The 10,667-nt window shown below is 38.1% G+C and carries 9 protein-coding genes; 8 read left to right on the forward strand and 1 reads right to left on the reverse strand.

The annotated features are described in order from the left end of the window. Positions 1 to 70: 70 nt before the first annotated feature. Positions 71 to 1,480: an MATE family efflux transporter gene (locus MT391_RS19900; protein ID WP_499499778.1), complete on the reverse strand. Its 1,410-nt coding sequence runs from the start codon at positions 1,478 to 1,480 to the stop codon at positions 71 to 73. 256 nt (positions 1,481 to 1,736) lie between these two features. Between MT391_RS19900 and MT391_RS19905 the strand changes: the two genes are divergently transcribed. The 8 genes from MT391_RS19905 to MT391_RS19940 all read left to right on the forward strand — a co-directional run bounded on the left by MT391_RS19905 (position 1,737) and on the right by MT391_RS19940 (position 10,531). Next, positions 1,737 to 2,612, forward strand: coding sequence for a LysR family transcriptional regulator (locus tag MT391_RS19905; protein WP_499499780.1), 876 nt, complete (start codon positions 1,737 to 1,739; stop codon positions 2,610 to 2,612). Positions 2,613 to 2,773: 161 nt separating this feature from the next. Next, positions 2,774 to 3,886, forward strand: coding sequence for a 3-oxoacyl-ACP synthase III family protein (locus MT391_RS19910; RefSeq protein WP_499499782.1), 1,113 nt, complete (start codon positions 2,774 to 2,776; stop codon positions 3,884 to 3,886). Continuing rightward, positions 3,883 to 4,953, forward strand: a complete 1,071-nt coding sequence (locus tag MT391_RS19915; RefSeq protein ID WP_499499784.1) for an NAD-dependent epimerase/dehydratase family protein — start codon at positions 3,883 to 3,885, stop codon at positions 4,951 to 4,953. Before MT391_RS19910 ends, MT391_RS19915 begins: the two co-directional genes overlap by 4 nt. Continuing rightward, the gene (locus MT391_RS19920) at positions 4,922 to 5,797 is read left to right on the forward strand and encodes an MBL fold metallo-hydrolase (protein WP_499499786.1); all 876 of its coding nucleotides are present in this window, start codon (positions 4,922 to 4,924) and stop codon (positions 5,795 to 5,797) included. Before MT391_RS19915 ends, MT391_RS19920 begins: the two co-directional genes overlap by 32 nt. Then, positions 5,794 to 7,146 carry a F390 synthetase-related protein gene (locus tag MT391_RS19925; protein ID WP_499499787.1) on the forward strand — a complete coding sequence of 451 codons (1,353 nt, stop codon included), beginning with the start codon at positions 5,794 to 5,796 and terminating at the stop codon, positions 7,144 to 7,146. Before MT391_RS19920 ends, MT391_RS19925 begins: the two co-directional genes overlap by 4 nt. Next, positions 7,134 to 8,273 (forward strand): ATP-grasp domain-containing protein, encoded by a 1,140-nt coding sequence (locus MT391_RS19930; RefSeq protein WP_499499789.1) that lies wholly within the window; start codon positions 7,134 to 7,136, stop codon positions 8,271 to 8,273. Before MT391_RS19925 ends, MT391_RS19930 begins: the two co-directional genes overlap by 13 nt. A gap of 2 nt (positions 8,274 to 8,275) precedes the next feature. Further along, a complete protein-coding gene (locus tag MT391_RS19935; protein ID WP_499499790.1) occupies positions 8,276 to 9,490 on the forward strand; it encodes a hypothetical protein in 1,215 nt (404 codons plus the stop codon). Between the two features lie 444 nt (positions 9,491 to 9,934). Further along, entirely contained in the window at positions 9,935 to 10,531 is a 597-nt protein-coding gene (locus MT391_RS19940) for a sugar O-acetyltransferase (protein ID WP_299668909.1), read from the forward strand. The last annotated feature ends 136 nt before the right edge of the window (positions 10,532 to 10,667 follow it).

Genomic DNA, 10,667 nt, shown 5'->3' on the forward strand with positions numbered 1-10,667 from the left:
TTTATTTAATAGGTAATGCTTCTGTAATAAGTAAGGGGCATAACAGGCTTTAGGTCTATGCCCTTCAGTTTTATAAAGTCGATTTACTCATTTTTTGCATATCTCGCCATAACATTGGAACAACAATCAAAGTTAACAACACATTAGAAAGAGGCAGTGATAACCAAACACCATCGATCCCTAACCATTGCGGTAATAAGTATAAAAAAGGTAATTGCAGCACAATGTTACCTATTGAAATTGATAATGCTTTGGCACCTTGATTGACCGACATAAAATAAACGGTAGCAATAAATAAAAATCCATCTAAGCAAAGGGCAAAAAGGTGCAAACGTAAACCTTGTTGCGTTTCAATTGCTAATTCAATATCTGCTTGACTGAATAAGCCAATAAAAAAGTCAGGAAAAATATTCAATATAACCACTATCGCAATACCTGAATAGACTACTATTTTTAACGCCAATATGACGGTGGCTTGGATCTTTTCTGCTTGTTTAGCTCCGAAATAAAAGCTGACGGGTGGTTGCATGCCGTTAGCAATTCCCTCTGCGGTTACATAATATAATGTGGCAATGTAACCAATAATAGCAAATGCAGCGACACTAACCGGCGAACCATAAACCATTAATAATTTATTATGTAATGCAATGACTAAACCAAAATAAAGGAACATAAATAGGCTTGATGCACCTAGTTTAATGATTTTAATGGCTACGCTACTTTTGAAATTCAATCCTTTCAGAGTTAGCTTAGTCTGAGCCTTAGATGAGAAAAAATAAATCATCCCGACACTAAAAACTAAGCATTGTGCAATGACAGTTGCAATGGCTGCTCCCTGTAATCCCATGGAATAAACGCCAATTAAAAGGTAATCGAGCACAATATTCACCAGTGCGCCAAAAACCATTAAACCCGTCGCAAAGTTTGGGCTATTGTCATTACGAATAAGCATCGGAATAACGGCAGCAGAGATGGCGAAACCGGCACCCCAAGAAAATATACTGAGGTAATTCATACTGTGTGACAATGTATTACCTGCCGCACCCTGTAGGTTTAGTAATACGCCACCAAAATTGCTGATTAATAGCGTCGATAATCCTGCAAAAAGCACGATCAAATAGAGGCTATTAATCAATATCGCATTAGCTTTATGCGCAGCACCTTGACCACGATAAATGGAGATCAAGCTTCCGCCACCCATACCAATCATTAACCCTAAACCAATAATGACGCCCATTATTGGCATCGTCATATTAATGCCAGCTAAACCTTCAAAACCAACATAATGACCAACAAAAATACCATCTATCACTTGATATAAACCATTCACCATCATCGCCGCAACGGAGGGGATCGCATAGCGCCAAAAAACTTTACTGATTGATTCATCAGTTGTGATTGACCTTGTTGAGCTTAAGTGTTTTTTTTCACAGCTAAGCGGTGGCACTGATTGTGGAAAATCGATACTTTGGTTTTGCATTTTATTCTCTATTTTTATCTGGCTAATATCTTTATTTGAAAACGATTGGGCTGCACTTGGATAAAAAGTTGTTATCCGCAAGCTACTTTTTATCGCTACTTTTTGTCTAGGTACGTTATTTGAAATATGTGAACGTTTTTAGTGGCGTTATTATGCTTGTTAATTAGATTGGTGAAAGTTAATATCTATCCGTTAATCGGATACATGGTTTATTGATTACTTGGTTTCTTGAATACTTAAATATTGAAAGGTAAATATGAATTGGACCTTAGATCAGCTTGATGCATTTGTGCTTTCAGTGCAGCAGGGCTCATTTTCTGCTGCGGCGCGTAAACTCGGAAAAGCGCAGTCACGTGTGAGTACGGCTATTGCAAACCTAGAAGCAGACCTTGGGTTTGAGTTATTTAATCGTGATGCGCGATTACCGGTATTAACGCCATTAGGAGAGGAGATGTACATTGAGGCGCAAGCCGTTTTATCTCAATGCCAACGATTACAATCTCGGGCTTTAACAGCTAGTGATGGTGAAGAGTTAGCATTAACAATAGCCATTGATGAAGCCGTTCCTATTCTTAGTCTTGACTCATTTTTTGGTGAGGTGAGTCAACGATTCCCGTTATTAAAGTTAACTATTATCAATGGTTCTCAAGATGATATTGCTAAATGGATTGAAGATAAAACCGCAGACTTTGGTATTTTATTCCATTTAAAAGCGCTGAGTTATGATTTGGAGTTAGAGATTATTAGCCAATTCAAACACGCTTTGGTAGTGTCTGTTGACCATCCTTTAGCGAAGGTACCCGTACCTACTCATGCGCAATTAAATCAATACCGACAATTGGTGATCCGTAATCGTCTCGGAGGGAAACCTGAAAAGTCAATCTCAGTGCAGCATTGGTATGTGGATAGTTATTATCATATTAGTGGTTTAGTCGGGAATGGTATTGGTTGGGCATTGGTGCCTGAACATATAGTTAACGATCAGTGGAATACGGGTAAGTTAGTTAAATTATCATCGCAACATATTCCCGATTCATTAATTGTAGAAATGGGGATCGTCAAGCGGCTTGATAAAGGCAAAGGCCCAATCATGAGTTGGATGATCACAGCAATTAAAAAACTATTTAAATAGCTGACTAAACACAAAACAATCTCGATTAGAGTAACTATGAAAATAGTTATTAATAAATCAATTGGTTATATTTATTCATTTGGATTTAACTTTGGTTTTAGCTTTGGTTTTGGTTTGGGTTTTAATTTTAGTTAAAGTAACGGCTGATAGTTAAGGGTGATATGGCATTTAATATTATGGGTAGTGATATTTATCTACCACAACAAACTTGGAATGGTGAAGATTTTGATCGCCATTTAGGTTTGAAATTGGGGACAAGCCAACGCAAATATGGTGTTGAAAAACGTTATATTGCTGCATCTCATGAAACCGCTATTATGATGGCGGGTGAAGCGATTATTGGTGCATTAAAAAATGCTTGTATGCGTATACAGGATATTGATTTTATTATTTATGCCAGTGCAACACACCATCAAACTTTGCCCTATGATGCGGCAGCCGTTTTAGCCTATTTAAAAGCACCAGCCCATTTAACTAGCGTTGATATTAACAGCTCCTGTTTGTCATTTTTATCTGCATTAGATTATGCGCAGTGTCTCTTTCTTGCTAAGCGCCATCGACGTATTGTTATTGTAAGCAGTGAGTGTGGTACGGGTATTACATTGAACAAAACGACACCCGCATCGTTTGAAGTGGCGACACTATTTTCCGATGGTGCCGCAGCTTATGTGTTACAGGCTGATCCGCTTGCAAGCGGTTTTACAGGCGCATTATTTGAGACTCACCATCAAGGTTATGAGCTTTGCCAAGTAAAAGGCGGAGGCAGTGCCATTAACCCACACACGACTGCACATGCTGACTTGTTAACGGCGAGTCAGTTTGAGATGAATGGCAAAGCATTATTTAGGGAAATGGTGAAAGCAGTGCCCACCTTTTTAGAAAAGGGATTAAAACGCGCTGAAGTGAATAAACAACACATTGATTATGTATTACCACATCAAGCCAGCCATCGTGCGATTAATAAATTACCGCGTATCATTGGTTTTTCAGAGCATAAAGTGGTTAATAATGTGGCGCAATTAGGCAATCAAATTGCTGCTTCATTGCCTATTAATTTGCATTTTTTACGACAACAAATAGCCCTTGATAGAGAGCAAACAAAACAGTCTAATCCTGCTTCCGACAAACTATTAACATCTAAAACAACATTAAAACCGACAACATTATCTAGACCTACAAAATCATCAGAGCCTAAAACATTAACCACCAAAACAGTATTACTATTTGGTACGGCGGCAGGGTTGTCATTAGGCATGGGGTTATTAACATTATGAGTGCCGATACTCTCAATAAAATATCGCTCAAGATATTGATCACCGGTGGTACGGGCATGTTAGGTAGTGCCATTATTCGCTTATACCATCAGCAGCATCAATTACATTTTATCGGACGAGATAAAGACATAGTTAAGCAATTAACCGATAAATACCCAGTAACGGGGCATATTGTTGATTTAAGTGATGGCCAAGCATTAGCTAAGATTTTTGAATCCGCTGGTGGTCAGGAAATGCCGATTTTTGATGCCATTATTCATTGTGCCGCTTATTCTAGTCCTTGGGGAAGTTATGAGCAGTTTTATCAAGCTAATGTGGTTGCAACTGAGAATCTATTGAACCTAGCAAAACAACATAAGGTGACTCGCTTTGTGCATGTTTCAACGACCAGTGTGTATTTTGATTTTACCGACCGTTGGCTGATCAGTGAGCAAGATAATGTAGCGGAACACTTTTGTAGTGATTACACCGAAACCAAATATTTAGCAGAACAAGTTGTATTAACCACTGCAGCTCAAGAAAAAAATGTCATTAATACTGTGATACTAAGACCGCGTGGCATATTTGGACCGAATGACAGGGCAATTGTACCAAGATTATTAAAGGCGATGCGAGGCCATCGCTTGTTCCTACCTTCGGCAAAAAATCCGGTATTGGATTTAACCTATGTCGATAATGTCGCCGATGCTGCTTTATTAGCCTGTTTAAAAGCACCAAAACTAGAAAATGGCAGTATTTTTAATATTAGTAATGATCAACCAATGCCAGTTAACTTTGTCTTAAAACAGTTACTATCGGCATTGCAACAAGAGCAAACAAAACCACTGACATTAACAACCTTACCTTATGCATTATGTGCACCTGTGATTGCCCTAAATGAAAAGCTGTGTCGATATTTACCTCATCAACCAGAGCCTAAGATCACGATTTATAGTGCTGGGTTGTTAAACTTTCACCAAACCTTAAATATTGATAAAGCTAAAAAAATGTTAGGTTATCAAGCTAATGTCAGTATGACTGAAGGAATAAAACGCTATGTCGACTGGACTAAAAATAAAACTGTTTGAAGGCGGACACTGTATTCACCCAGGCTTTGTTGTGAAACCTGGCAGTGGATTAACACCGCGTACCTTTCCCGCTGCAGTGGCTTTAATTGAACATCCAGAACAAGGGTTTGTGCTTTTTGATACTGGCTACCATGAGCAGTTTTTTAATGTTACACGTTCTTTTCCTGAGCGTTTTTATGCTTGGGTGACTCCCTGTAAATTAAAACAGGGAGACTGCATCACAGAACAATTAAAAGCTGAAAATATTCAACTGAATAAGATAAACCACCTAGTATTATCACATTTTCATGCCGACCATATAGCAGCGGTCAGTGAGTTTAAAGCTGCAAGAATTCATTGCACACAAGCAGGACTTGATTCGATACAAAAATCAGGCCGTATTAATGGCGTGCGCAAAGGTTATTTAAAAAAATTATTACCGGCTGCGCTGTTACCACAATTGAAAATCCATGGTGATTTTCCGTTACCGATAACACAAATACTTGGGAAAATGGACCAAGTGTCGCCTGAGATATCATTAATGTGTCGTGACTTATTTAATGATCAGCGTTTATATTTAGTCGCATTGCCTGGACATGCTGCTGGACAGGTAGGGTTGTTGTGTAGGCTTGAGCAGCAGTGGGTGTTTTTATTAGCCGATGCCTGTTGGTTAATTGATAGCCTTGTTGAGAATGTAAACCAACATTGGATCGTTAATTTCCTGTGTGATGATATAAGTGAATATCGTCATACATTACAGCAACTCAGGCTTTGTTATCAACATTATCACCAAGAGATTGAGTTTGTGCCTTCGCATTGTGCAGAAACGATTGATAAGTTAAAAGCCAAAGGTTGGATGCAATGATTGCATTATTAAATGCCTTTTATAAAGCCAGATATCAGCGTTTTAATAACAGAGCACAATTACAACATTGGCAAGATAAACAAATAAAAAAGCACCTTGATTGGGTGTGTCAGCATTCCCCTTATTATGAGACTTTACAGGGGCAATCTTTAGATCAGTTTCCGATCATCAATAAGCAGATCATGATGAAGCATTTTGATCAGTTAAATACGCGTGGATTAAAACAACAACAATTATTTGAGATCGCTATTGAAGCTGAAAATAGCCGTCAATTTAAACAGTCAAATATTGATGATGTTACCGTGGGGCTTTCTTCCGGTACCTCTGGCCAGCGAGGATTGTTTTTAGCCAATTCACAGGAAAGGCAAATATGGGCGGGTAATATATTGGGTAAATTATTACCAAATCTACTCACAAAACATCGTATCGCCTTAGTTTTAAGAGCAAATAGCCCACTTTATAGCACCATTAATAAAGGCCCGATTCAGTTCTGTTATATTGATATTACACAGCCGATCGCAGTATGGATGAAACAGCTCGATCAATTTCAGCCCACTTTACTGATAGGCAGTGCACAAGCATTGCAACTTTGTGCGTTATTTACTGGTCAATACAGTGCGCCGCCAATTAAACCTACGCGAATTATCTCAGGGGCTGAAGTGCTTACCCCTGCCGATAAAGCAATGATTCAAGAGTCCTTTAAATGTCCGATACATGAAGTCTACCAGTGTACGGAGGGGTTTTTAGGGAGCACAGATCAATTCGGGCAGATGCGTTGGAATGAAGACATCGTGTTCATTGAAAAACATTGGTTAAATGAACAAAAAACGCATTACAGCCCAATCATTACTGACTTTCGTCGACGCACTCAACCGATTATTCGTTATCAACTCGATGATGTTATTAAAGTATCTGATAGTCAAAATAAACTTGGCAGCTTAAAAGAGCCTGCTTGCTTAAAGGGACCTGTTTACTTAAAGGATCATGGGCAATTAATAAATGGTTCTAAAACAGTTAGTGTATTTGAAACCATTGGTGCAATTGCAGGACGTTGTGGTGATTGTTTAATACTCAATAAGCAGGGTAAACAAGTACCGCTATTACCTGATTTAATCTATCGAGCTATCAGTTTAAAGCTAACACAACATTGCGATTATAGAATCTCACAAGTTGCTGACAACAAGATTGAAATCGCAGCAGAACTTTCTATGCAAGGACCCATACAGGCTGCGCTGGTGGGACTTTTTACACAGCAAGGTTTATCCTCTGTGGAATTCACTTTTGCGCTTAAACCGACTTGGAACACTGCCAACAAACAACGTCGAGTGGTTAATTTATGCGCATCCTGATCACTGGCGCAAGAGCTCCCGTTGCCATTGAATGGGCTCGTATACTAATGTCTCAAGGGCATAAAGTGTATATGACTGATTGTGCAAAATGTCCCTTAGGGCGGTTTTTAGTCGGAATTAAAGCTTATGCTAAAACGCTCTCTCCAAGAGAAAATCCTGAACAATATCAAAGGCAAGTCGTTGCATTAATTGACAAGTATCAAATTCAAATGTTGATCCCGACCTGTGAAGAGATCTTCTATCTGGCCCAGTTTAAGCATTTATTAGCGCACACAAATTGTTTGATCAGTGACGCTAATTTATTATTGAAATTACATAATAAGTTTGCTGTTTTCGAGATGTTATCGGGTTTAAGTGGCGTGCAGTTACCCAAGACTAAAAAGCTAACATCAACTGAGCAGATCGACCTTGAATGGGATAGTATTTTAAAACCCGTCTTTAGCCGATTTGGCGAACAAGTAATTCGTGATATAACAACCAGCGCGATACACAATCTTAATATCTCAGAGTCACGGCCCTGGGTACAACAACAAAAATTAACCGGCCAAGCACTTTGTAATTATGCTTTATTCGATAACGGAAAATTGATTGCTCATCAAGTCTACCGTCCTGCTTATTGTGTTAACGGTTCGGCGGCAACTTACTTTCAACCCGTCGTAAATCATGCCATCAACACCTTTATTAAATCCTTTGCGCAAAAGGTTTACTTTCATGGACAATTATCCTTTGATTTCATCGAACAAAATGGAGAGTATTTTGTGATTGAGTGCAATCCAAGAGCAACCAGTGGATTACATCTTATCGCACATGAACTGCGGTTTTTAGCTATTGAACATTTAAACATTGAAAAAGCAGTCATTCCAAAAGTAACTATTAACAATAATCCATCACAAGCACAATATATTGGTTTCACTATGTTGATTGCAGGTGGGGTTAGCACTTTATTCAGCACCCAAACTTGGCGAGATTTTTTTCAGGCTAAAAATGCGCTTAGTGATAAAACATATCCTCTACAACCTTGGGCTCAGATATTAAGCGGCGCTGAGCTAATAATAACAGCGTTTCGTAACAAACAATCCTTAGCGGCTGCAAGTACGGCAGGTATTGAATGGAATGGAGAGGTTTGAGTATGTCCAGCTTAAGCGATAAAAATATAACCAATAAGAAAGTAGGTGATAAAGAGGTAAACGAGAAAAAGACAGGCGAAAGTGAGAAAAGCGCAAATTATTCAACCGAAAATATAAATAAATTAACGGCTTCGCAGTGGCATCAAATCTATTTCAGCATGATGTTACAGGGGCATAAAATAGATCATTTACAGGCTGAATTTTATTGCTATCAACAGCAACAATTAACGATCCCTGCGACATTATCCATCTCTGGCAAACACCAACAGCAAGGAGCACCATTAAATAACAGTTATGTGGTGTCGCCATTAACCTTGATCACGGGTTATGCAAAAGATGAAATTCCTAAAGTACAATTTTCTGCACTACGCTGGTTAAGTTATAAGCTCATTAAGTTTGTTGAAAAACCATTACAACTAGCCGGTGTGGGAAGTGTTCAAACCTTAAATAACCAATGCTTATCAACGAATATGTATTCTGCACAATGGGCTAATATTGATTTAGCGGCATTACGTAAACAGGCTTTGCAGTCCAGTAACAAGCATGCCTTGTTATTACGATCTTTAAATCATCAACAGCATGCAGCTATTATCGAACGATGTGAAAAAGATGCTTGGTTAGCGATTGTTACACGACAAGTTTACTTACATATAGACTGGCAAGCGGTTGTTGCAGGCAAAGATCTTAAACATGATTTGAAATTATTAAAGCAGCCACAATGGCAATTTAAAAAATTGTTCTTAAAGTCAGATATAAAACGAGCAAAAGTACTCTATGACATGTTGTACTTACAAAAATACAGTGAGCATAATATACAATTTACTTTGTCTTATTTTATCAATGCGGTACAAGCTGGGCTGTTATCTCTTTATGGATTATTTTATCAAGAAAAGATGTTAGCAACCGTTGGCATGGTGATCATTGAGAATAATATGACTTGTCCGATATTAGGTTACGATACTCAGCAACCTCAGAAATTAGCACTGTATCGCCGAGCTTCGGCATTTACCATCGACTACGCTAAACGCCATGATTTACATTTTAATATGAGTTCTGGCGCTCCTGACTTTAAACGCAATCGAAGAGCTAAAGCATGTATTGAATATAGTTATGTGTATTGCCAACATTTAAGTAAACCCAAGCAATATACATGGAAAATATTTGCTTGGTTAACTCAACACTTTTATCGTGCAATACTTGAAAAGCAAGGGCTTTAAGCTCATTGATTATAGTTTTTCATCGTTTTTATAACCTAAACCATTCTCGGAGCACTACTTTAATAGTTAATACTGATTATAAAAGTGGTTACTTGTTAACCTCAGTGATGACTTAGATTGATTAAGTTTTCATGGCGCTTATTGAATTAACCAGTACCTTAATTAGTCAATATCAATCAAAAATAAAGCATTCAATAATCTAAATAGGATGCTTGAAAAATGCTAATTTAAATATATACCCATGCCACCTCAAGGTTGCGCCCCGTAGGGAAAGTCAACTTGCACCAATCTGCGTTGTTATAAAATCTCTATGTAGAATTATCTATACTTCAATTTTATGCCTAGCATCTCGGTACAATTTGCCTTGCTGACTTTGCATCTTGAGGTAGCATGGGTATAGTTTAATCAGTCAGGATAATAGGGCAGGATAATAGGGCAGGATAAATGGATATTAAATCAAAGATGCACAGTCAAAAGATTTATAGCTATGACGATCAAACATTGGCTGAACAACAATTACAGTGTTTAGAAGTTTTATATGATTTTAACCAAACAAGACCAAAAGAACAGGCGAAACGTAATGATTTGATGCAACAAATCTTTGCAGAGGTCGGTGATAATTGTTATATCGAGCCGCCGTTACACGCTAATTGGGGAATACATACGCACCTAGGTGACAATGTGTATGCCAATTTCAATTTAACCTTAGTCGATGATACTCATATTTATATCGGTGATGATGTCATGTTAGGGCCCAATGTTACCCTAGCAACGGCGGGGCATCCCATCGACCCAGATATTCGTAAACAGGCAACGCAGTTTAATATTCCAATTATTATTGGCTCGAATGTTTGGATTGGAGCTAATACGGTTGTTTTACCAGGTGTAACGATTGGTGAAAATACTGTTATTGGCGCAGGCAGCATAGTGACAAAAGATATACCTGCGAATGTTGTTGCCCTTGGAAGTCCATGTCGAGTGCTTAGAGAAATCAATGACCATGACAAAAAGTATTATTTTAAAAATCGCCGCTATGAATAAGGAAAATATGAATCACAGGCTTATTTTATCATTAAATAAACACACAAAAAAATGCCGCTAACTATGTAAGTTAACGGCATTTTAGGTGATGAACCTTTTCCTATCGTCAAAACTATAAGTTAAAACGATAAGTTAA

It is taken from the genome of Vibrio sp. 1-Bac 57 (genome assembly GCF_037546855.1).
Lineage (GTDB): Bacteria > Pseudomonadota > Gammaproteobacteria > Enterobacterales > Psychromonadaceae > Psychromonas.